General features: G+C 44.7%; 17 protein-coding genes and 1 pseudogene. 7 read left to right on the top strand and 11 right to left on the bottom strand.

From position 1 onward, the window contains the following. Positions 1 to 8 precede the first annotated feature (8 nt). The 5 genes from acnD to AB6E30_RS15300 form a co-directional block, all read right to left on the bottom strand. Complete coding sequence (gene acnD, locus AB6E30_RS15320; protein WP_372104222.1) at positions 9 to 2645, bottom strand: Fe/S-dependent 2-methylisocitrate dehydratase AcnD; 2637 nt, start codon at positions 2643 to 2645, stop codon at positions 9 to 11. A gap of 101 nt (positions 2646 to 2746) precedes the next feature. Then, positions 2747 to 3949 carry a 2-methylcitrate synthase gene (prpC, locus tag AB6E30_RS15315; RefSeq protein ID WP_372104219.1) on the bottom strand — a complete coding sequence of 401 codons (1203 nt, stop codon included), beginning with the start codon at positions 3947 to 3949 and terminating at the stop codon, positions 2747 to 2749. Positions 3950 to 4095: 146 nt separating this feature from the next. Then, positions 4096 to 4992 carry a methylisocitrate lyase gene (gene prpB, locus AB6E30_RS15310; RefSeq protein ID WP_017062292.1) on the bottom strand — a complete coding sequence of 299 codons (897 nt, stop codon included), beginning with the start codon at positions 4990 to 4992 and terminating at the stop codon, positions 4096 to 4098. A gap of 96 nt (positions 4993 to 5088) precedes the next feature. Further along, positions 5089 to 5808 carry a GntR family transcriptional regulator gene (locus tag AB6E30_RS15305; protein WP_108152223.1) on the bottom strand — a complete coding sequence of 240 codons (720 nt, stop codon included), beginning with the start codon at positions 5806 to 5808 and terminating at the stop codon, positions 5089 to 5091. 393 nt (positions 5809 to 6201) lie between these two features. Continuing rightward, positions 6202 to 9375, bottom strand: a complete 3174-nt coding sequence (locus AB6E30_RS15300; protein ID WP_136982897.1) for an HD domain-containing phosphohydrolase — start codon at positions 9373 to 9375, stop codon at positions 6202 to 6204. Between the two features lie 499 nt (positions 9376 to 9874). Between AB6E30_RS15300 and AB6E30_RS15295 the strand changes: the two genes are divergently transcribed. The 5 genes from AB6E30_RS15295 to AB6E30_RS15275 all read left to right on the top strand — a co-directional run bounded on the left by AB6E30_RS15295 (position 9875) and on the right by AB6E30_RS15275 (position 14492). Further along, positions 9875 to 10846 (top strand): tripartite tricarboxylate transporter substrate binding protein, encoded by a 972-nt coding sequence (locus AB6E30_RS15295; protein ID WP_136974310.1) that lies wholly within the window; start codon positions 9875 to 9877, stop codon positions 10844 to 10846. Between the two features lie 242 nt (positions 10847 to 11088). After that, positions 11089 to 11589, top strand: a complete 501-nt coding sequence (locus AB6E30_RS15290) for a tripartite tricarboxylate transporter TctB family protein (RefSeq protein WP_136982896.1) — start codon at positions 11089 to 11091, stop codon at positions 11587 to 11589. Positions 11590 to 11599: 10 nt separating this feature from the next. Further along, positions 11600 to 13120, top strand: coding sequence for a tripartite tricarboxylate transporter permease (locus tag AB6E30_RS15285; RefSeq protein WP_136982895.1), 1521 nt, complete (start codon positions 11600 to 11602; stop codon positions 13118 to 13120). Positions 13121 to 13315: 195 nt separating this feature from the next. Then, entirely contained in the window at positions 13316 to 14074 is a 759-nt protein-coding gene (locus tag AB6E30_RS15280) for a sulfite exporter TauE/SafE family protein (protein ID WP_102333369.1), read from the top strand. A 226-nt stretch (positions 14075 to 14300) separates the two neighbouring features. After that, the gene (locus tag AB6E30_RS15275) at positions 14301 to 14492 is read left to right on the top strand and encodes a hypothetical protein (RefSeq protein ID WP_102333370.1); all 192 of its coding nucleotides are present in this window, start codon (positions 14301 to 14303) and stop codon (positions 14490 to 14492) included. A 132-nt stretch (positions 14493 to 14624) separates the two neighbouring features. On the opposite strand, the gene AB6E30_RS15270 is transcribed toward AB6E30_RS15275, so the two are convergent. Next, positions 14625 to 15038: a VF530 family DNA-binding protein gene (locus AB6E30_RS15270; protein WP_010438513.1), complete on the bottom strand. Its 414-nt coding sequence runs from the start codon at positions 15036 to 15038 to the stop codon at positions 14625 to 14627. Between the two features lie 239 nt (positions 15039 to 15277). Between AB6E30_RS15270 and AB6E30_RS15265 the strand changes: the two are divergent. Continuing rightward, positions 15278 to 15484: pseudogene (locus AB6E30_RS15265) on the top strand (metal-dependent phosphohydrolase); the annotation flags it as partial. Positions 15485 to 15622: 138 nt separating this feature from the next. Here AB6E30_RS15265 and gnd read toward each other — a convergent pair. The 5 genes from gnd to AB6E30_RS15240 all read right to left on the bottom strand — a co-directional run bounded on the left by gnd (position 15623) and on the right by AB6E30_RS15240 (position 22158). Then, complete coding sequence (gnd, locus tag AB6E30_RS15260) at positions 15623 to 17071, bottom strand: decarboxylating NADP(+)-dependent phosphogluconate dehydrogenase (protein ID WP_017059712.1); 1449 nt, start codon at positions 17069 to 17071, stop codon at positions 15623 to 15625. 28 nt (positions 17072 to 17099) lie between these two features. Then, a complete protein-coding gene (gene pgl / locus AB6E30_RS15255) occupies positions 17100 to 17834 on the bottom strand; it encodes a 6-phosphogluconolactonase (RefSeq protein WP_017066266.1) in 735 nt (244 codons plus the stop codon). Beyond that, the gene (gene zwf, locus AB6E30_RS15250; protein WP_017059714.1) at positions 17831 to 19333 is read right to left on the bottom strand and encodes a glucose-6-phosphate dehydrogenase; all 1503 of its coding nucleotides are present in this window, start codon (positions 19331 to 19333) and stop codon (positions 17831 to 17833) included. The genes pgl and zwf overlap by 4 nt, the downstream gene beginning before the upstream one ends. 410 nt (positions 19334 to 19743) lie before the next feature. Then, positions 19744 to 20439, bottom strand: coding sequence for a response regulator (locus AB6E30_RS15245; RefSeq protein ID WP_017063807.1), 696 nt, complete (start codon positions 20437 to 20439; stop codon positions 19744 to 19746). A 66-nt stretch (positions 20440 to 20505) separates the two neighbouring features. Beyond that, entirely contained in the window at positions 20506 to 22158 is a 1653-nt protein-coding gene (locus AB6E30_RS15240) for an ATP-binding protein (RefSeq protein WP_372104216.1), read from the bottom strand. A gap of 621 nt (positions 22159 to 22779) precedes the next feature. Between AB6E30_RS15240 and AB6E30_RS15235 the strand changes: the two genes are divergently transcribed. Continuing rightward, positions 22780 to 23007 (top strand): hypothetical protein, encoded by a 228-nt coding sequence (locus AB6E30_RS15235; protein ID WP_009846577.1) that lies wholly within the window; start codon positions 22780 to 22782, stop codon positions 23005 to 23007. Positions 23008 to 23173 lie beyond the last annotated feature (166 nt).

Here is a 23173-nt window from a genome sequence, read left to right as displayed (position 1 = left end):
ATAAGCTCCTACTGTGCGAGAAAGTCTTTAGCGAAACGTTGCAATACGCCACCAGCGCTATAAACATTCACTTCGTCTGCCGTGTCTAGTCGGCAGGTCACAGGAACATCCAGCGTGTCACCGTTTTTACGAGTGATGACTAGAGCCAAATCAGAACCTGCTTCAATGTCACCGTACACGTCGTAAAGCTCGGTGCCGTCCAGTTCTAAGGTGTTGCGATTGGTCCCCGCTTTGAATTGCAAAGGCAGCACGCCCATGCCAACCAAGTTGGTTCTGTGAATTCGTTCAAATCCTTCAGCAACAATCACTTCAACACCCGCTAGACGCACACCTTTGGCTGCCCAGTCACGTGATGAACCTTGTCCATAATCGGCACCCGCCACGACAATCAAGGGTTGTTTACGATTCATGTAGGTTTCAATCGCTTCCCACATTCGCGTAACTTGACCTTCAGGTTCAACTCTTGCTAATGAACCTTGCACGACTTCTCCAGCGTCCTTCACCATTTCGTTAAACAGCTTAGGGTTGGCGAATGTTGCTCGTTGCGCGGTTAAGTGATCGCCTCGATGGGTCGCGTAAGAGTTAAAGTCCTCTTCCGGCACTTCCATTTTGGTGAGGTATTCCCCCGCAGCGCTCGAAGCGAGAATCGCATTTGAAGGGGATAAGTGATCTGTGGTGATGTTGTCACCCAAAATCGCTAAAGGTCTCATACCAGATAGGCTTCGCTCTCCCGCCAGAGCTCCTTCCCAATAAGGTGGTCTGCGAATATAGGTACTTTGAGGTCGCCAGTCATAAAGCGGTTCAGTAGTCACCTGTTCCTCGTCTGGCTGGAACATTTTCACGTAGATTTGTTGGAATTGCTGAGGCTTAACATGTTCACCGACCACTGCATCGATCTCTGCATCACTCGGCCACAAGTCACTTAAATAGATCGATTTTCCGTTGCTGTCTGTACCTAAGCTGTCTTTTTCGATATCAAAGCGAATCGTACCAGCTAAGGCATAAGCGACGACCAATGGCGGTGATGCTAAAAACGCTTGTTTGGCATAAGGGTGAATTCGACCATCGAAGTTTCGATTCCCCGATAGCACAGCGGTTGAATATAGGTCACGGTCGATGATCTCTTGTTGAATTTTAGGATCCAACGCACCACTCATTCCATTACAGGTTGTGCACGCATAACCGACGATACCGAAGCCTAGTTTTTCCAGTTCAGGCAACAAACCGGCGGACTCAAGATAAAGCTTGGCAACTTTTGAGCCTGGCGCGAATGACGTTTTTACCCATGGCTTACGAACTAATCCAAGCTGATTGGCCTTCTTCGCAACCAATGCTGCGGCGACGACATTTCTTGGGTTACTGGTATTGGTACAAGAAGTAATCGCCGCAATGATCACGGCACCATCTGGCATTTGTTCATCAGAATATTGTTCAGCGTGTTGCTCTTTCCAAGAAGCTTGGCTGATGCCTTGTTTGGCAAGTTCACTGGTTGGTAAACGACGATGTGGATTGGATGGCCCTGCAAGGTTGCGCTCAACTTTAGACAAATCAAACTCAAGCACACGTTCGTATTGAGCGGAATCTAAATCATCGGCCCATAAGCCAGTTTGCTTAGCGTATAGCTCAACTAACTCAACCTGTTCAGGCTCGCGTCCTGTCAGCTTTAGGTATTGTATGGTCTGTTCATCGATATAGAACATACCCGCAGTCGCGCCGTATTCTGGCGTCATGTTAGATATAGTCGCACGGTCACCAATGGTCAGTGCACGCGCGCCTTCACCGAAGAATTCCAAATAGCTTGAAACCACTCTCTCATTGCGAAGGAACTCCGTTATTGCGAGCACAATATCCGTTGCGGTTATCCCTTCTTGTCGTTGACCAGTCAGTTTAACGCCCACAATATCAGGCAAACGCATCATTGACGGGCGACCGAGCATCACTGTCTCAGCTTCCAAGCCGCCGACTCCAATGGCAATGACACCCAGAGCATCAACGTGAGGAGTGTGGCTATCGGTACCAACACAAGTATCAGGAAACGCGATGCCTTCTTTAGATTGAATAACCGGAGACATCTTCTCTAAGTTAATCTGGTGCATGATCCCGTTACCCGCAGGAATTACACTCACGTTTTTAAACGCGGTTTTACACCATTCGATAAAGTGAAAACGGTCTTCGTTTCTGCGCTCTTCAATCGCTCGGTTTTTATCAAACGCTTCACTATCAAAGCCTGCATGTTCCACAGCTAAAGAGTGATCAACAATCAGTTGGGTTTCGACAACGGGGTTCACCTTGGCAGGGTCTCCGCCTTGGTCGGCAATCGCGTCTCTTAATCCAGCCAAATCTACTAGGGCTGTTTGACCTAGAATGTCATGACACACCACGCGAGCAGGATACCAAGGGAAATCTAGGTCGCTCTTACGGTCAATGATCTGTTTTAAGCTGTCTTCAAGGGTTTCAGGATCACAGCGTCTTACTAATTGCTCTGCTAATACTCTCGACGTATAAGGCAAGGTTTTGTAAACACCTGGGGATATTGCTTCTACCGCTTCGCAAGCGTCGAAATATTCTAAGCCCGTTCCCGGTAGAACCTTTCGATACTTGTTTTCATCAAGCTCTTGGTTTCTTTCAAGTTTTACATCAGACATACATCCACCATTATCTGTTAAATTCTATTCGTTGGTTCTCGAGGCCTTATCACATGAAGATAAAAGTCACCTCGAGATATAAGTCGGCTCGATATAGAGGACTAACGTAAATGGATTGGCAGCCAGTCTTGATGCTCTGGCCCAGTGTAGTCTGCGCTTGGGCGAATGATGCGATTGTTTTCTCTTTGCTCGAATACGTGTGCCGTCCAACCAGTAAGGCGGCTCATCACGAAGATAGGAGTAAACAATTTGGTTGGGATGTCCATGAAGTGGTAAGCCGATGCATGGAAGAAGTCCGCATTACAGAACAGCCCTTTCTCGCGCTTCATTACCGCTTCAACACGCTCTGAAACGGCGTAAAGCTGTTCATCTCCCACCTCTTGAGCAAGCTCTTTTGACCAACGCTTGATTAGAGCATTTCGTGGGTCGCTCTCACGATAAATGGCATGACCGAAGCCCATGATTTTGTCTTTGTTGGCGAGCATATTCATGATGTTCGCTTCCGCTTCATCGGCGGTTTGCCAATCTTGGATCATTTCCATCGCGGCTTCATTCGCACCGCCATGTAAAGGGCCCCTCAACGTACCAATCGCTGCGGTGACACACGAATGGATATCAGACAGGGTTGATGCACACACACGAGCGGCAAAAGTCGAAGCATTAAACTCATGTTCCGCATACAGGGTGAGCGAGCAGTGCATTACCTTCTTGTGAAGTTCACTCGGCGCTTTATCCGTTAACATCTTCAAGAAGTAGCCACCCAGACATGCTTCGCTTTGATCTTCAGTGTCAATGCGCACGCCATCATGACTAAAGCGGTACCAGTAACAAATAATCGCAGGGAAAAGCGCGAGCATTCGTTCAGTCGCAGGCAATTGTTCTGAAAAATCAGATTCTTGCTCTAGATTACCTAGCATCGAACAACCCGTTCTCATCACATCCATTGGGTGAGCGTCTGCAGGGATAAGCTCTAGTGCTGCTTTCAAAGGTTGAGGCAAGCCGCGCAAACCAATCAACAACGTTTTGTAATCGTCTAACTCTTTTTCACTGGGCAAATGACCTCTTAGTAACAGATGCGCCACTTCTTCGAACTGAGCATGATTAGCAAGATCGGTAATATCATAACCACGGTAGGTTAAACCAGTTCCTGATTTTCCGACCGTACATAGCGCCGTGGTTCCCGCACTCTGGCCACGAAGACCAGCACCACCGATTACAGGTGCGCTGGCTGTTTTTTCACTTTGTTGTTGGTTTTCTGTTGAAGCCTTTTCGACAGCTGCTTTATCACTCAAAGATACAGACATGGTGAACTCCTTTTCTGTGTTAGTCGCCTGCACTCTTTGGTGCTGCCTGTTTATGTATCCGATGATCTTTATCATCGGTACTGGATATGGCGACTAACCATTTCACGTTATTGGATTAAGTTGATTTTTGATTAATTGAAACCGGTTTACCCTTCGCTTGAAAACAACTGATCAAGCTTGTTCTCGTAGTCGTGGTAATTCAGGTGTTCGTAAAGCTCTTTACGGGTTTGCATTGAATCCAACAAAGCTTCTTGATTACCTTCAACTAACAAGTGTTTGTAAACATTCTCCGCCGCTTTGTTCATCGCACGGAACGCACTCAATGGATAAAGCACCATGTCGACACTTGATTGGGCTAACTCGTTACAGCTGTAGAGTGGTGTTTGGCCAAATTCAGTGATGTTCGCAAGAATAGGCACGTGCTTGCCCGTTGCTGATTTCAGCGCTGCCGAGAACTTCACGTATTGATCGAGTTGATTCATCGCCTCAGGGAAGATCATGTCTGCGCCCGCTTCAACACAAGCTATCGCTCGCTCAATTGCGCTATCAATGCCTTCAACCGCCAATGCATCCGTACGTGCCATAATCACAAAGCTTTCATCGGTTCTAGCATCGGTTGCCGCTTTGACTCTATCGACCATCTCTTGCTGACTTACAATCGCTTTATTTGGTCGATGACCACAGCGTTTCTGGGCCACTTGGTCTTCCATATGGATTGCTGCTGCGCCTGCCTTCTCCATAGCGCGAATCGTACGTGCAATATTGAATGCGCCACCAAATCCCGTATCGATATCCACCAGCAATGGCAGATCACACGCGTTGGTAATACGTTCAACATCTACCAACACATCGTTCAATGTGGTGATACCTAAATCAGGCAAACCGTAAGACGCATTGGCGATACCTCCACCAGACAAATAGATCGCCTGATGCCCCAAGTTCTTTGCCATCATCGCGCAATACGGATTCACCGTGCCGACAATCTGCAATGGATCGTTGTCTTGCACAGCTTGTCGGAACTTAGCTCCTGCTGATAACTTCATAATGACGCTCCTTGTTAATTGTTAATTTCTAATCTTTATGACTACTGATGTTTAGCTCTAGCCAGCGAAGAACCGCTGGCAAATACCAGTCGCCAGTTAATCAAGATCTTTGGATTGAATTTGTTGTTCTATCAGCAATCGACTGCCCGAGATGTGTCGTCGCATTAGCATTTCTGCTAGCTCTTCATCGCGATTACGAATCGCTTGTAGGATGTATTTGTGTTCATCGAGCGCCTCTTTTGGTCGAGACTGAGCCCTAGGCGATTGATAGCGGTACATTCGTAATAGGTGATAAAGCTCGTCACACAGCAGCGAAATGAGTTTGCTGTTACGACTCGCTTTGATAATGCGATAATGGAAATCGAAATCCCCATGTTGATGAAAGTAAGAAGAACCTTCGACTTCATCGATGTGCTTTGAGTGTGTCGACAATAACCCTTCAAGCCCGATAAGCTCTTCTTGTGTGATATGTCGCGCTGCTAATCGCGCAGCCATACCTTCCAATGCCTCTCGCACCGCGTAAAGCTCTAGCAGTTTGTCTGCCGAAAAAGTAATAACTCGAGCGCCGACATGAGGAATTCGCTCAATAAGCCCTAGCCCTTCCACACGCATTATCGCTTCACGTAATGGACCTCGACTTACCTCGAAGCGTTTAGCCAGTTCAGGCTCCGAGATCTTACTGCCCGGTGCTAATTCACCGTTAACAATCGCCTCAACGAGATACTCTGTCAGATTTTCCGACTTGGTGTTTTCTTTGTTGCTCACACGTGTTTTCGTGTTTGCACTTAAGGTGAGATCTTTTATCGCAGTATTCATATTCACGCTGCTCACTTCTGATTGCCGACCCTAACTGTCAACAATTTCATAACATGAACATAAAATACACGATTGAATTGTCGACAATCAAGCCAATTGTCGACAATTTAGACTAAGGTAGTATTTTTCATAGACGATTAAAACTAATCCAAAAGGACACTACAAACAACTCAACCATCTGTTATTTATCGATTTAATCAGAGTAAGAGTCACTAACCCCCTATCTACCCTAAAATCATTTGAAATCGATATGTCGACAACTTATAGCCGAAACTTGTCAAAAGCAGCCCCCTTCGTATCTATCCACCAGCTCACCGATACACAGATATAAAAAAAGGCGCACTCATGTGCGCCTTTCATTCATCGAACCCGTTCTAACAAGCCAACCTTTAATCAAGCTATCTGACGAGTAACTTCTAGGTATTTGTTGATATCAACGAAATCAATTTGTTCCGGTTTGAGATACTCTTCTGCATAACGCAGGTGAGTACCGCTGGTTAAGAACAATCTAAACAGTTCGATATCGAGATGCTCGTCCAACGCCATTTTGTACATGATGTCGACAGCAACACTGATTGGCTTCGCCTTCTTATAAGGCCTATCCGCAGCAGTTAACGCCTCAAAAATATCGGAGATCACCAGAATACGTTCTGGGATTGAAAGGTCATCACCAGTCAGCTTCCTTGGATATCCCGTACCTTTGAGTGTTTCATGATGCGTCGAAGCATAGCGAGGAACACGGCTTAGCTCTTTCGGGAATGGCAGATTCTCAAGCATCTTAATCGTGCCAAGCATGTGCTCGTTTATCTTGAATCTGTCTTCTGCAGTCAACGTGCCGCGTGCAATACTCAGATTGTAGACTTCGCCTAGGTTATATAAGTGCTCAGGTACATCCATTTTGATTTTATGTTTCGGGTCAAACTCTAACGGCCTATCTCTTCTCACTATATGTTCAGGTTTATCACTTAACAGTGGCTCTGTCGCAGGTAAACTTGCACTCGGTTCTCGGTTCAACGCCTCTATCGGTGATAAACCAAGTTGATCATCAAAGTTACGCGTCCAAGTCGTCTCAGCTATCGCGTGAATACGAGCGACTTTGTCTTCACTCATGAATTCACCACCAACGTTCGATGTCGCGATAAAAGTAAAGTCATCTTGTAGCTGTTGTTTGGTTGTCGCAAACTCATCTGCAATTTGCTGCGTTGATAGCGTACCTTCAAGTTGCTTTCTCAAAGCGGTGATTTCCGCATCACGCCAAAGTACTTCAAATCGAGTTCTCACCTCGTGAATTCGGTTGTAGTTCGCTTCTAGCTTCGTACCTTTATCGACGATGTGTTCGGGTATCGTGATCTTGCCACAATCGTGAAGCCAAGCCGCAATTCTGAATTCACGACGTTCATCATCATTTTTAAACTCAAAATCTTTGAAATGATCGGACTGTGATTTCTCAACTGCATCAGCCAACATCAAGCCGAGTTTTGGTACACGATTACAGTGCCCTGCCGTATAAGCAGATTTATCATCGATAGCTTGGGCGATAAGCTTGATAAACGACTCCACAAACGCCTCTTGTGTCTGTTCATGCTGCTTAATCTCTGCCGCCATGCCTTTCACTGCCACAGACAGCTCCCATACTTCTTTGATTCGAGTGTCAACAAGCTCGACACTATCATAATCACGCATCTTGATCTTATGAGTCTCCTCCTCTAATTGACGAATAGGACGCACTATCGGTGCACCAAAACCCCAAGCAATAGGCAACGTCAAACTCATCAGTAACATCGTTATACCAACAGAGGTTGCTAGACGTTTATTGACTGTACTAAAGATTTCAGATTCGGGAATCAATACCGCAAAATATTCAGAGTAGTGTTCGCCCGTGTCTATTTTCTTTAAATAGAGATGCTTGATCTCGCCATTCAACTCTACCCTTACCATACTGCCTTCAACCGTTGCTTCCTTAGTCAAATCATAAAGTTCAATATAAGGAACCGTCGTATTCGTATTAAAGCCGGTATCATGGAGCCACTTTTTCGCTAAGGTATCAAGTTGTTCATCACTTAACCTGCCGATAGCTTTGTCAATAATTGGAAGCAATTGCTTATGCTTGCTCTGCAACACCAAATGGAATTGATTTGAGTAGTTCTGTTTTAGATCTTCTAGAGCCCCATTTACAACAAGGCCTGGTTGGAAAAACCTATCTAATGCAAACGAGAGTACGGGTTCAGCGTCTAAGAATGCAAAGTTCTCTCCGCTTTCAATTGAATCAAATGCGGACTCTAGGTTTTCAAACTCAACTAAATCAATATTCGGAAAGTCTTCCCTTAGCTTAGGAATAATTGACCACCCAGATAAAATGGCCACTTTTTTATCCTCAAGCTCGGCATAATTAGTAATAATCTTCGCGTCTTCTCTGGTCACGATAGCAAACGGTAAATCATAGATTGGAGTGGTGTAGAGGCCGCTTATGCCATTATTTTTATAATTTTGCACCGATTGCAGCCCATCTATAGTTCCTTCTTGAAACTTATTAACAAGCTCTCCCCAAGAAAAACCATTCACAAATTCAAACCTGATCCCAGTCATACCACCAATCATTTTGAGAAGGTCTATCGCATAGCCGTCTGGTCTTCCCGCCACTGAAAAGTCCATCGGCCCCCAATCATTTTGATTAGACACTAAAAGCGGATGAGTATCATTAACCAAGGCTTTTTGCTCAGATGATAGCATCAGTTTTGATACATCAAACTCCGATTCCTGATTATTAACCTTGAGGTTAGACGCAATAATGTTACCCGATTTCGAATATAAGAAAGACTCAACCTTACTATCTTCTGCTAATCCAAGCGCCGTACCTGATAATTTGTTAGCCAAAGAAGACAGCACAATATCAATACCAATCACATGTTGAATTTCAGATTCGATTTTCGACTCAAACGCTAAAGAATAAGTTTGTCCGGTAATTTGTAAATGCTGAAAAAGATATGGCTGAGTTTTTTCGACCGACAGAACATTGGCAGCAACATACCAAGGCCTGGTCGTTGGAAAGTAGTTGCTCTGCTCCGTAGTTGAGCTTCTGAGGGAAAACTCTTGGTCAAAGTATTTCGTTGTCCGGACTCGCTCCTGCCCTATATTTTGAATCTCAACCACAACCCAACGATCCGTTTGTTGTGCTCCTATTTTTTCTCTAACGACAGGGGCAGATTCTAGGTTAATAATTTGGAAGAAATTTTCATCGGATGAGCCAATGTAAATACTATAAAAGAGAGGGTTATCTTTAATGGCTTCAGAAAGAATACTACGCGACTCTTCTTTCGATATTTTGTTACTGATAGATCGTTTCACTGTAGCAAGTAAACGCGCGGTGTTGGCTGCGTCAGAGTCAATCGCGCCGATATAATCACTCAGGTCATGAGATACCATCGTCAACTTTGACAGAGTATTCTCCGTCGCCATTTTTTTACTGAAGTAGTATTGAAGAGAGACCGCAACCACAGCCGTTAGCACAGTCGCGAGTATGAACATTGTTCCAACGGTAAAGCGTAACGAAATTTTTTTTAATGCCATTATTTCATCCTTGAATAATCGCCAACTCCAAAGTTAACAGCCTAGCGCAATCAATACCGCTTAAGTTGCATATCAACTATAGTAACTCATTATTCCACATCTAAAATCTAACACCTCTATACACCTGACTCTTTTGCAGAAATAGTTATCGTAGTCACATCTAACAATATAGACCAACAACCAATGCACTCGAGTAGAAAACGCTAGTTAAATCCAAACTTTGTCAATGAATTCAATCATTCTGAGACAATAACTACGATTTTAGAATCCAGATATCATTCAACAGTAAATGGACAAAAACACGTTACCGTGAACTTTATGAACAATATTAATCCAATGTTCTTTATTCTCAATATCGCCGCATTACAGACATTTCATTAACACACCGTTAACTTTAGCTTCATCTGCTAAGCAATATCCTACTCATCTGTTTAGTAGCTGGAAATAAAACATAAGTTTCTCTCCATTGAAGAGATCCCCTACATAAGGAACGTGAACCATGTTCAAGGCACTGAAACCTACTCTTGCGGCTTCTATCATCGCAGCAACCTTTTCTTTCAACACTTTTGCTGCTGACGTAGAAAAAATCCACTTCCTAATCCCTGGCGGCGCTGGTGGTGGTTGGGATATGACAGCTCGTGGTACGGGTGATGTATTGGTGAAATCAGACATCGTAGAAAATGTCTCTTTCCAAAACCTGTCTGGTGGCGGTGGCGGTAAAGCGATTGCTCACCTAATCGAAACAGCACAACGCCAAGAAGACACGCTAATGGTGAACTCAACGCCTATCGTTGTTCGTTCACTGACAGGTATCTTCCCTCAATCTTTCCGTGACCTAACTCCGGTAGCAGCAACCATTGCCGATTACGGCGCAATCGTCGCTCCTGCGGATTCTAAGTACGACACTTGGGAAGACGTCGTTAAAGAGTTCGAAACCAACCCACGTAAAGTGAAGATTGCTGGCGGTTCAGCTCGTGGCAGCATGGACCACCTTGTAGTAGCGGCAGCGTTCAAAGGCGAAGGTTTTGATGCGAAGAAAGTACGTTACATTGCCTACGATGCTGGCGGTAAAGCGATGGCGGCACTGCTTTCTGGCGAAACACAGCTGCTTTCAACGGGCCTTGGTGAAGTACTAGAGATGTCTAAATCCGGCCAAGTAAAAGTGCTTGCTGTGACGGCTCCAAAGCGTCTTGACGCTGCGCCTAACATCCCAACACTGACTGAATACGGCAACGAGACAGTATTTGCTAACTGGCGTGGTTTCTTTGCGGCACCGGGTACAAGCCAAGCAAAAATCGACGAGTGGAACGAAGCTCTTGGCAAAATGTACAAAACCGATGAGTGGCAAGTGGTTCGTGACCGTAACGGTTGGATCGACAACTACAAAGCTGACAAAGATTTTTACGCCTTCCTAGAAGACCAAGAAAAACAGATGGGCGATCTAATGCGTGAGCTTGGTTTCTTGAAGTAACCAACAACCAGAGAGGGTCTTTGTGCCCTCTTACTCTTTCCTGTTTCGCCGTACATGAGTTAACTAAAACTCCTTTGTTTATTCGTAGTGTATTGCTAAAGCTTGCTGATTCGTTGTAGAGGCAAGTGACTTAACCAAGTCATGTAATTCGCTCACCTTTGGTTAGTGATCCCAGACATTCTTCATTAACTCGCTCATGTGCGGCTTTTTTACTTTTTATACCACCCCAAATGGAGTTGGATATGTCGGACTTACCAACCAAATTTCTGAGTAAGGAATCTTTGCTTTCGAAGGATCGCATCGGAGCCATGATCTTTATGCTGGCGAGCTTGTGCTACGGCTATCAAACCACGCTAATTCCTTTGTTTCCCGGTGACGAGTACGAACCCTTCACTGCAAGAACTTTACCTACCCTATTAACGTTTATCGGCATCGGCCTGTCGTTGATCCTGCTTATAACCGGACAGCCGGATAAAAAAGTCACATGCGACACTACGCCGCTGAACTGGAAACTGCTTATTGGCTTCTTGGTGTTAATGGCTCTGTACGGTGTTGGACTGACTTATCTTGGCTTTGTTTTAGCAACCAGCTTCTTCTTACTTGCAGGCTTTTACCTACTGGGTGAGCGCCGCAAAGCTGTCTTATTTGGCGCGTCGTTTCCTTTCGTTATCGCGTTCTTTCTTTTATTAACTCAAGGCTTAGATATCTACCTAGAGCCTGGTTTAATCTTCACTCTTTGGTAGGGATAACATTATGTTAGACGGAATTTTACAAGGACTTTCTACCGCCGTGATGCCAATGAACATCATGATGGTAATTGTTGGCTGTTTTGTTGGTACCTTTATTGGAATGCTACCGGGACTCGGTCCAATTTCAGCAATCGCGTTGATGATCCCGATTACATACGGCCTAGATCCTTCTTCTGGCCTAATCTTGATGGCTGGTGTGTACTACGGTGCTGTATTTGGTGGCTCGACGTCATCCATCTTAATCAATGCTCCGGGTTGTTCTTCAACGGTAGTAACCGCGTTTGACGGCTACCCGATGGCTCAAAAAGGCCAAGCAGGTAAAGCACTTGCTCTCGCGGCTTACTCTTCTTTCACTGGCGGTACGCTGTCAGCAATCATGCTTTTGATTGCCGCACCGGCTCTAGCAAGCGTGTCACTGAGCTTCCAGTCTTCAGACTACTTTGCATTGATGCTATTAGGTCTATCCGCTGTAGCGGCGTTTGCAGGCCCAGGTCAGGTAATCAAAGCGTGGATGATGACTATTCTTGGTTTGATGCTATCAACTGTAGGTATCGACAAAGGTGTTGGCGTTGAACGGTTCACTTTTGGCCTTACGGATCTGATGGATGGCTTTAGCTTCCTATTATTAGCGATGGCAACATTCGCACTGGGTGAAACCTTGATGGGTATTCTAAAACCAGAGCAAGACACCAGCGCGGAAGAAAGCCAAAAGATGTCGGATATTGGTAGCATGAAGGTCACCAAAGAAGAGTTCAAAGAAGTGGCACCAGTTTCAATTCGATCTTCTATTCTCGGTTTCTTTACCGGTGTTCTACCGGGCGCAGGTGCCACTATTGCGGCATTCCTAAGTTACGGTATGGAGCGTAGCCTCGCGCCAAAAGACAAGCAGAAAGAGTTCGGAAAAGGCAGTATCCGTGGTCTTGTTGCTCCTGAATCAGCAAACAACGCCGCTTCAAGTGGTTCATTCGTTCCGCTACTAACGCTGGGTATTCCGGGCTCTGGTACAACTGCGATTATGCTTGGTGCATTGATTGCCTACGGTATTCAGCCTGGTCCTCGCTTGTTCGTTGAACACCCAGACGTATTTTGGTCGGTGATTATCTCGATGTACTTTGGCAACATCGTGCTGGTTATCTTAAACCTACCGTTGATCCCATATATCTCTAAACTGCTAGCGGTACCAAGAACGGTACTACTGCCAATGATCATTTTCTTCTCAATCACAGGCGTGTACTTGGTGTCTTTCAACACGATGGATGTGTTTGTGATGCTAATTGTGGCAATGGCGGCGATAGCGTTAAGGCTGGCCAACTTCCCGCTCGCACCGTTACTGCTTGGCTTCATATTAGGTGGTTTGATGGAAGAGAACTTGAGACGCGCACTGATGATCAGTGATGGTGAACTCAGCTTCCTTTGGGAACGCCCTATCACTATGACCTTCACTATTTTAGCGGTATTGGTTCTATCTAGTCCTATTCTGGTTAAGCTGTTCAAGAGCTTTAGAGCAAAGCCTGTTGAAGTATAAACTTGGCTTAGCCTAGAAAACAAAACGAAATAAAGGGAGCCTCAGGCTCCTTTTTTCGTACCAGCTATTTCAAAAAACCACAGCTCTAAGGTGGTAGCAAACTCACAAACCTATCTTTACAACACACATGGCGCTGATATTCATAACAAATTCAAGTAAGGTAACCAGTTAGTTAACGTATTGGATTCTAAAACTATGGATTGGTTGATTCTATTCTTATCAGGGGTGGTTGGCGGTGTGCTTAACTCCATTGCGGGTGGCGGCAGCTTCATCACTTTCCCTGCTTTGTTATTTGCTGGCGTTCCACCAATAGCAGCCAACGCGACCAACACCTTTGCTTCATGCGCTGGTTACATCAGTGGTGCTTACGCACTGCGCCACGAAATTCAATCTGGTACCAAACAACTCAAGCTCGTTGTTGGGCTATGCGTAATTGGCGGCGGCATTGGTGCATTTTTACTACTACACACGCCAGAAGCGCTATTTACCCAATCCGTACCTTGGTTATTACTGTTCGCCGCTCTGCTTTTTACCTTTGGTGGCACTCTCAACAAATGGCTAAAGAAAGTAACCGCTAAACATAAGCACGCCACCAGCGCAGGGGCGTTCTTTTCCGCTGTATTGCTTTTGATCGTGTGTGTTTATGGTGGTTATTTTAATGCAGGCTTAGGCATTGTGACATTGAGCTACTTGGCGCTGGCTGGTTACACCAACATCAACGTGATGAATGGCATCAAACTGCTCGTGTCCGCGTGTGCTTCCCTCGCAGCGATCGTATTTTTTATCGTCAATGGTTCGATTGATTGGCCGTCTGGCATGGCTGTATTATTGGGTACATTGGTTGGTGGTTATTATTCAGCAAAAATCTCTCGCCGCATCCCTCAACACTATGTTCGAACCACAGTGATCATCGCGAGCTTTTTGATCACCGCTTACTTTTTCTATGCTAATTAGACGTTCGGTTTAATAAGACTTGCAACTGAAAAGATAAAGCCAAAAGACTCCACCCTGCTCATACCGATTTGGCTATTTTATTACTTATAAAATAGCCAAGCCAAAATGTGTGAGACGAGTCCTTCAATTAGCAAATTTGATAACAATTTAGACTGTTTTTTAGCCTTTATTTTGCCAAAGGTAGGATAATTCTCCTGTCGAAAGTGAGACTTCATTAGGAGGCGTTATGAACACTAAACTCGGTCATGTCATGTCATCAAGTCGACTCATTTGCTTTGTCGCTTTTCTTGCTGTCACATTCGCGTGGATCTTAAAAATGCCCGCTCTGTTTTCTGTGTCAGCGCTATTCTTACTGGTCAGTGCGATCGTTTATGTCACCGATCTTTGGAAGAATCAAAGAAAGAACCGCGAAGCTTAGCCAATTACGGTTTAATCGAACGAATTAAAAAAGGAGCTCATAGGCTCCTTTTGTGTTTTTCGCTTATCTAATTAGCCGTGCTAATCGCCGACGCCTTATTTAGCGACGGTTCTTTCTAGCGACGCCTTCTTATTAACGACGGAAGTTACGACCGTTACCGCCGCGGCGCTCTTTAAATGCAGACGCAGCTTTAGCTTGAGAAGCGTGGATAGACTCAACCGTTAGTTCCATTGGCTCACGAGGCTCTAGCCCATGGCGGAATGTACGTGAACGCGGAGGCATCTGATATTCGATGTCCGATGCTTTAGGCATGCGCTTGAAACGGTAAAGGTAGAAGTTTTCAACCTTCTCACGAGCCCATTCGGTTTTCTTCAGGTATTTAACTGCGCTTGCCACTGTAGGCTTAGTGTTAAAGCAGTTCATACGCATTGCCGCATCTAAAATTTCCCAACCATAGTGATCCACTAATTCAGTGATCATGGTTTCAAGCTTTAAGCCGTGTAGCGGGTTATTTTGTTGCAGTTCGATTCTTTCTTCTTCAGTCATAACATTACCTTTTTCAAGGCAACTAAAGGCCTTGAATTTACTCTAGAACACCGTCATCACTGACCATTTCTAGCTCAATCACTTGGGCATTACATCCATTGCCCTTATTTATGCCTTTATGATGGCATAAAGCATACTCGTTATCCTATTTATCTTTGAAATTAATTTTAAAATGGTTATTTAACGTCCAGATCATCATTAACAACACTTTAGTTAAGCAATAGCGCATACGCTATTAACTGGCAGACGTATTCGATGCGTTAATGAGTAAAAGAGCCTATAAACACGCTTGGTCACTGAATGAGGTGATGGCCTATATAGAAGCAAACACTGGTTCAATGTTTGACCCAGAGTGGGTTGAAGCGCCTAAACAAAACCTAGACAGCTTTATGGCCATTCGAGATCAATACAACGACGATGTACAACCACATATCATGACCGCCTAAGCGATAATTAGTTGTGTGTTTGAAGTGACCATCTAAAAATACGCAAACCAACAAAAAAGGATGCCAGTTGGCATCCTTTTGTTTTCTAGTTTACAGCTAATAAGAACAACAAGGTTCTTAACTGATTCTAACTAACGATTATACGTCGTAAGTTGTAGAAGCAGTATCGCCGCCTGTACCAGTCCAGTTTGTGTGGAAGAATTCACCACGTGGACGGTCAGTACGCTCGTAAGTGTGAGCACCGAAGTAGTCACGTTGAGCTTGAAGCAGGTTCGCTGGTAGACGTGCAGTTGTGTAACCGTCTAGGAAAGATAGCGCAGAAATCGTACATGGCATTGGGATACCAGACTCTAGAGATTTCGCTGCTACTTTACGCCATGCCACTAGGCTGCCTTGTAGGATGTTTTTGAAGTACTCGTCAGAACCTAGGAACGCGATGTCTGGGTTTGCTTCGTACGCATCACGTATGTTGCCTAGGAATGCAGAACGGATGATACAACCACCACGCCACATTAGCGCTACGTTACCGTAGTTTAGGTCCCAGCCGTTTTCGTTCGACGCTTCACGCATTAGCATGAAACCTTGAGCGTAAGAGATGATCTTAGAAGCCAGTAGAGCTTGACGTAGTGCATCAACCCACTCTTGCTTGTCGCCTTCAACTGGAGTGATTGTCTTCTCAAACAAAGCTTCAGCTTCAACACGTTGGTCTTTAAGAGCAGACAGGCAACGAGAGAATACAGACTCAGAGATCAGTGTTAGTGGGATACCTAGGTCTAGTGCGTTGATACCAGTCCACTTACCCGTACCTTTTTGGCCTGCAGTGTCTAGGATCTTCTCAACTAGCGCTTCACCGTCTTCATCTTTGTAGCCAAGGATGTCAGCAGTGATTTCAACTAGGTAGCTGTCTAGCTCAGTCTTGTTCCAGTCAGCGAATACTGCTTGCATCTCGTCAGCAGACATACCTAGGCCATCTTTCATGAACTGGTATGCTTCAGTGATAAGCTGCATGTCACCGTATTCGATGCCGTTGTGTACCATCTTAACGAAGTGACCAGCACCGTCGTTACCAACCCAGTCACAGCAAGGCTCACCAGCGTCAGTTTTTGCCGAGATACCTTGGAAGATTGGCTTAACCGCTTCCCAAGCTTCAGCCGCACCACCTGGCATGATTGAAGGACCGAAACGAGCACCTTCTTCACCACCTGATACACCAGTACCGATGAAGTGGATGCCTTTCTCACGACAATGCGCTACACGACGGTTAGTGTCTGGGTAGTTAGTGTTACCACCATCAATGATGATGTCGCCTTCGTCTAGAAGTGGGATTAGGTTTTCGATGAACGTGTCTACAACGTCACCAGCACGAACCATAAGCATCACTTTACGTGGCGCTTCTAGCTTCTCAACTAGCTCTTCTAGAGAGTAAGCACCAACAATGTTAGTACCTTTAGCTGGGCCTTCTAGGAACTCGTCTACTTTAGCAGCAGTACGGTTATGAGCCACAACTTTGAAGCCGTGGTCGTTCATGTTTAGGATAAGGTTCTGACCCATTACTGCTAGGCCAATTACACCGATATCACCTTTCATTATTTTATCTCCTTGCGGCTATTCGCACTTATGCGATAGCACTTGCTGCATTTGAATCTAGGAACCACTCTGTTTCGCCAGTTTTAGACTGGATTTTCGCTGCCGGGTAAGGCAGTTCTGAAGCAGGAGTTGTATGAATTTCTTTAACGATCTCAACTTTACCTGCACCCAGTACTAGGTAGCTGATTCGTTTTGCTGCTTCTAAAACTTTCGCTGTTTTAGAAACACGGATTTGACCAGACTCAGGGTGAGAAGCTAATACAGATAGGTTCTCATCTTGGTAGTTGGTTGCACCTGGGAATAGTGAAGCTGTGTGGCCGTCTGCGCCAACACCAAGCAGAATCCAATCGAATACAGGCGTGCCGTTTTCTGTTGGGATTACGTCTGCCATCTCTTTTGCGAAACGCTCTGCTTCTGCTTTTGGTTCATCTTCACCACGGATGCGGTGGATGTTTTCAGCAGGAAGGTTTACTTGAGTAAACTCTTTTAGTTTTGAAAATAAGAGCGCGTTTGCTTCACCGAAATTGCTTTCAGCGTCGTCTGGTACAACGCAACGTTCGTCGCCCCACCAGAAGTGAAGGTTATTCCATTGAATACCTTCCGCGTATGGCGCCTGTGCTAAAAGTTTGAAAAGCATTTTTGGCGTGCTGCCACCAGACAGTGAAATGTGAACAGGTTTACCCTGCTCGCTGTATGCTTTCATTTCATTTGCTAGGTTTTCAACAACCAGTTCAGGCGTTGCAAAGATCTTGTGATTGATCATAGTTCGCAGTAATCCGTGTCTGTTAAGTTTTTGCATGGGAAACGCCATGCGCGGCCATCACGTTGCAGAAGTTCATCTGCTTCCTGTGGGCCCCAAGTACCACAAGCATAGCCAAACAGTGCTTGAGGATCTTGCTTGAAGTCTAAGATTGGTTGAACGTACTTCCAACATGCTTCTACCGCATCGGTACGTGCAAACAGAGTCGCATCACCGTTCAGTGCATCAAGAAGAAGACGCTCATAAGCCGTCAGCATCTGAGTTTCAGGCAAGTCAGAGTATGAGAAGTTCATTTTCACTTCTTTTGCTTTGAAGCCTGCGCCTGGCTCTTTCAAACCAAAGCTCATCTGAATACCTTCATCCGGTTGGATGCGGATAATCAGCTTGTTCTCTGGTGCATCTTGACCAAATACTGGGTGTGGCGTGTTCTTAAAGTGAATCACGATTTCAGTCACACGTGTTGGTAAGCGTTTACCTGTACGTACGTAGAAAGGAACACCATTCCAACGCCAGTTATTGATGTGAGCTTTCAAGCCGATGTAAGTCTCGGTACGAGAATCATCCGCTACACCATGCTCTTCACGGTAACCTAGTAGGTGCTGACCACGAACATCTGATGCTGTGTACTGACCTAATACTAAGTCTTTACGCAGATCATCTTCTTCTAATGGTTTCAGACACTGAAGCACTTTAACCACTTCATCACGAATAGAATCAGCGTTAATTTGTGCAGGCGGCTCCATACCTACCATCGCTAGCACTTGCAGCAGGTGGTTTTGGAACATGTCGCGAACTGCGCCAGAACCGTCGTAGTATCCGCCACGCTCTTCAACGCCAAGGAACTCAGCACCTGTGATTTCAACGTATTCAATGAAGTTACGGTTCCACAGTGGTTCAAACATCGCGTTTGAGAAACGAAGCACTAGAAGGTTTTGAACCGTCTCTTTACCAAGGTAATGGTCGATACGGTAGATCTGGTGTTCTTGGAAGTGATGATGGATCTCTTCATCCAACGCTTGAGCTGATGCTAAGTCGTAACCAAATGGTTTTTCGATGATCAGACGACGCCAGCCGTTCGATTCATCGTTAAGGCCATGCGCAGCAAGGTTTGCTGGAATCACACCGTATAGGCTTGGCGGGGTTGCCAAGTAGAACAATGTGTTATGGTTTTCGAATTGGTAGTCTTGCTCAAGCTTGTCTAGACGTTGTGCTAAACGAGCATAGTCGTCTACATCTGAAGTATTGATCGCTTGGTAATGCAGATGTTCAATAAATGCATTCAGCGTCTCTGGTTCAGTTTTTTCCATTTCCTGAAGAGACTTCTTCAGCTTCTCACGGTAAGACTCATCGCTGTACTCAGTACGGCTCACTCCAAGAATCGCAAAGGATTCTGGTAGTTGATTGCTAGCATACAGGTGGTATAGAGCAGGAATTAACTTGCGGTAAGTTAGATCTCCCGACGCACCAAAAATAACGATGCTGCTGTTTTCAGGTATTACCATCATCTTTCCTATAAAAACAAGGTTTTTAGTATTCGCCAAAGGTATCAGCGACATACGAAAATAGATAATAGGTCTTAACTATTACATCAATAGTAAGCGCCTATTAAATTTGAGAATGCGTTTGGTAAACGAGGGTGAAAGCTATCACCTCTATTCGGGACAGTATTGTCTATGACTATTTGATTTACATCAACCACTGTGAAAGCAATCGATTAAATATTGACTCATTTCGAACAAATTCTAATCGATAGTTCCGTTCATTTGACCCGAGGGAGAAGCAAATCGGCATTCTCAAACAGTGTAGTCAAGAAAGAACGGTATCTGGTCGGTGGAGTGAGCAATAGGAAAGGGAGAAAAAGGTAAAACCAGCTTATTCAACTGGCTTTATATTTATTTTGATGGTGTCGTGTTTATCTTTGCGCTTTGTTGTAGCAGCGCTCCGGGCGACCTACGGTACCGTAATTTAAGTCTGCGACTAACTCACCAGTGGTAATCAAAAATTCTAAATAGCGTCTGGCGGTGGTTCGGCTAGCACCAATTCGTTCTCCGGCTTCATCGGCGGTAATATTAACGGCATCAGCTTGCTGAAAAATGGCTCTGATCTTATCCAACGTTACGCCATCAATTCCTTTGGGCAAGGTTGATACTTTTCCTGAGTCCGCTTTGGCATTGGCTTGCAGCATCTTATCAACCAAACCTTGATTCAAATCCGACACACTTTCAAACTCTTGTTGTTGAGATTGATACTTTTTCAGTGCCGCTTCCAAACGAGGGAACATTACTGGTTTCAATAGATAATCGACCACCCCACCACGCATTGCCTGCTGCAGCGTATCCACATCCCGAGCAGCAGTAATCAAGATAACGTCGCAGCCTTGATTGCTCCCTCTTACGTGATTAAGAATATCGAGCCCACACCCGTCCGGCAGGTACACGTCCAATAACACCAAATCAGGTTTTAAGATGTCCAGTTGCATGAGCGCTTCAGACTGTGTGGTGGCAATGCCGACCACGTCAAAGCCACCCATCTGTTCTAAATAACGATGGTGTAGCTCTGCAATCGCAATATCATCTTCAATGACCATGACTCTCGTGATTGCGTTCATTTATGTTCTTCCTTTAACCATGCTTTTTCCGTCACGATGATCTTCGCAAGATCGTTTCGTGCTTAATTATTGTTCTTCTTTTGGCAGATAAACCGTCATTCGCGTGCCAAAATCGTGGTTGTCGACCATTTCAAGCTGCCCTTGATATCGGTCTGCCAGCTGCTTTATCAGATACAAACCCACACCACGATTTTGCTTCGCTTTGCTCGATACGCCTTTTTCGGTGAGTGCTTTGGTCGCCAACTCTTTCGGCAAACCGCACCCTTTGTCTTCTACTTCTACGATAATTTCATTACCAAAATCACTGATTGAAACTTCAATAACCCGACGCGCTGGCGCAATTTGACCCTCTTGCTTAATCGCCGTCATGGTGGCGTCAAAGGCGTTATCAATCAGGTTGCCAAGAATTGTGACAACGTCATCCGCGTTTAACCAGCTAGGCAGAGCTTCAAGCCTTGATCCCTCTTCCACTTTAAGCTCTAACCCAATCTCTCGAGCTCGCTCTGTTTTGCCTAAAAGCATGCCTGCAATAAGAGGGTCTTTCACCGTCTCTCTTAAGAACTCAATTAAGCTCTGGTAATGAGCGGTTTCTTGACCAATCAATTGTTGAACAGAATCCAACTCGCCCATCTGAATCAAGCCACTAATAGTGTTAAGCTTGTTTTGATGCTCGTGGGTTTGTGAACGCAGTAGATCAGCATATTCTTTGGTTTGTGAGAGCTGGTCTGTTAAATCGTTGATTTCATCTCGTAATCGGAAACTCGATACCGCCCCGACCACCTCACCTGCCACTATAATCGGGCTTCGGTTAGCAATGATTCGCTTATTGTTTAAATACAACTCAACATCGTGGTCGGTGTCGCCGGTTGATAGCAGTTGTTCTAAATCACTGCCTGGCAATACATCAGAAAGGCGCTGTTGATTGAGTGCTTTATCCCTGTCTATCGATAAAATATCGCAGGCACTCTTATTAATTGAACGTAAAATGCCGTGCTTATCGATGCTCAGAATGCCCTCTTTCACGGTACTCATGGTTACATCTAGCTCAACATACAACCGGCCTATCTCTTCAGGCTCAAAGCCCAAAATAGCGCGTTGAAAACGGCGAGATACATAACTCGAAATCAAAGCGTTGACCGCAACCACCAGCAACGCCATCACAATCAAAAAGGCTAAGTAAGGTTCGATTCGATCTTGCAAAGAATCCAATAAGTAACCAACTGACACCACGCCAATAACGGTACCTTGGGGGTCTTTTACCGCGGATTTACCACGAACTGAAAAACCCAGCGATCCTTTGGCTGTCGACACATAAGACTCGCCCAATACCAATGCTTTTTGGTTATCGCCACCACGCATGGGTTTACCGAGCCTGTCATCATAAGGGTGAATCAGGCGGATACCTTTATCATCTCCCACAACGATAAACGCCGCGCCAATGAGCTGAGTAAGGTTACGAAATTTAACTTGGGTTTCTTCAGACAGAACGTAGGGAACGCCATTAGGGTCCAACGTCCCATTTTCTTGAATAATACTGGTGACAAGCGGCGATTCAGATAGAAATTCAGCAACACCTAACGCTTTCAAACCCATCTCTTGTTCTTGAGATTGTTTGATGTAATAAAAACCAGCCGCTGCAAGAATCAAAAGTTCAACGAGGCCAGTGACCGTCATGATAATCAGTAACCTTTTACGGAAACTGATACTGCTCCATTTCATATTCCACCGTCCCTAATGTTAGACGATCAATGTTAACACCAAGTTAATCGCATGACCTTTCTAGGGGCGTGAATTTGTGACTGCTACTCAACTAAATAATTGAGCAGATTGTTAATTGATAATCCTTTACGTTGTTCATCTCGATTAATCGTTCATTTTTAGGACTGATTAGCTTAAAAACCAAAATAAACGAATAAATATTGAGCTAGATCACTAAGCTTTTAGGTGTTTTTTAGGTTGTTTAAAATAAAGACAATTATAATGGTTGCATATGAAGAAGTTTATTGTTGCTAAGCCATAGGTCATGATTTTCAGACCATGCTTTGAATCGAAATTTCGATTAACAAAATAGCAACAACCCTTCGCTCGCTGGACGTATCTATAACTAAAAGTTGCACGCTCGCCGTTACGAATGATGAACAAACGGATTAAGTATTCTCCCCTATTCATCCATCGCTATTTCAAACTCGGCTAGCCAGACAACGAAGAGGTGACTGATAAAAGCATCACCCAATAATAAAACATTGATGAGCAGGAAGTATCGATCAGTCAGTGGCAACGTCCAATAGAAACAGGATAACAAACATAACGTATAAACATTGTTGAAAAGGAAACAAGGCAATGAAACGCGATAACTTTGGAATTTGTCTTACTAAGACTATGCTGTTCAAACACTTACAATCGACTTTTACTCACGTAAGAGCCTATGAGAAAGATGGCACCTCCCCTCTCGATCTCAAGGTATTGTTAGCATTCCCGCAAATGTCAGGTAGAGATTTATTACAAACAATGCAAGGTTCAAGACAATTGGTATGGCGCGCCGATCACCATTGTCCTAGCTTTAAATAAGCCACTTCATTTTGTAAAAACACTTCTATACTGAACTTAAAGAGCATGCTTATGCGTGCTTTTTAAGTTTCATTTATCTTTGATATTCACGTCACTCAATCTTATTTACACTTGATTAACGAGTTATGAGAATTTCTATTCATATGAGACAATCTATTCAAGACAA

The sequence above is a fragment of the Vibrio sp. 10N.247.311.12 genome, from assembly GCF_041467515.1.
In the GTDB taxonomy this organism is placed as follows: Bacteria; Pseudomonadota; Gammaproteobacteria; order Enterobacterales; family Vibrionaceae; genus Vibrio; species Vibrio crassostreae_C.
Note: the sequence above shows the minus strand (reverse complement) of the source record. Positions and strands in the feature narration are given on the sequence as shown.